The sequence below is a fragment of the Haemophilus sp. SZY H53 genome, from assembly GCF_054332375.1.
The window spans coordinates 1-812 of sequence record NZ_JBTGNV010000035.1 but is presented as its reverse complement, the minus strand read 5'-3'; the positions used below and the strand labels follow the sequence as shown (position 1 = coordinate 812).

Sequence of the window (812 nt, the reverse complement as noted above, 5' to 3'; positions counted from 1 at the left end):
CGGTGCCGCCACGCGTCGACCTGTTTCGCATAGGAACCTCCGCCCGGTTCTGAGGCCCAAACCGGCAAACCGTCGTGCCCAGGTTTTGAGGCCCAAACCTGCAAACCATCCACCCCGAGTTTTGAGGCCCAAACTCGGAAACCGGCCACCCCTAGTTTTGAGGCCGAAACTCGGAAACCGTCGAGGGTAGCTTTTTGAGGCTCAGCTACCGAACCCGTGCCGTAGACGGGATGTGGTTCGCACACCCCGACCACCGACATCAATGCCGATGCATGTCCAGCCTCCACGCTGGGCACAACGCCTTCGCCTTCCTTCTTGACTTGGCTGACGGCACTTGCGCCGCACGCAAGCCCGTGTCCGACCTCCGCCAAGTGCCACGACGCCATCGCCTTCCTCCCGACTCGGCCGATGCACCGCACATCCCCATGTGCTCTTGCTTGTCAACGCCACGTGCCAGCTACCACAGCTGGTCCTCAGGTCTCCCGGTCCATCGGTCCAAGCTCCACATCCGCCCTTCACCGCTCCCGGTCCGTCAGCATGACACGTCTCTACTTGACCTTCACCTCGCCATTGGCCACTGTCTCCGTGCTCTACACCTGCACGTCAACACAGCCAAGAGACACATGTTGCACACGCACACCAACACAAGTAACACGCCACAACTCAACGCCACCGGTTAGTCATAAACAATAAGTGCATAGCTAGATATAGACTCAACCGAGTAAAAGCCTCAAACCTTCCTCATCAAAGTCAATCATTCATCATATATGTTCTCAATCTCCCCCTTGATGAATGCATTGACTAAAAATAAG

The 812-nt window shown here is 56.8% G+C and carries 1 protein-coding gene; it reads right to left on the bottom strand.

Annotated elements, in window-relative coordinates; all coding sequences use genetic code 11:
• Positions 1 to 386, bottom strand: a 386-nt coding sequence (locus tag ACXVWB_RS11225) for a hypothetical protein (RefSeq protein WP_458485393.1), incomplete at its 3' end; no start/stop codon positions are given.
• Positions 387 to 812: the final 426 nt, after the last annotated feature.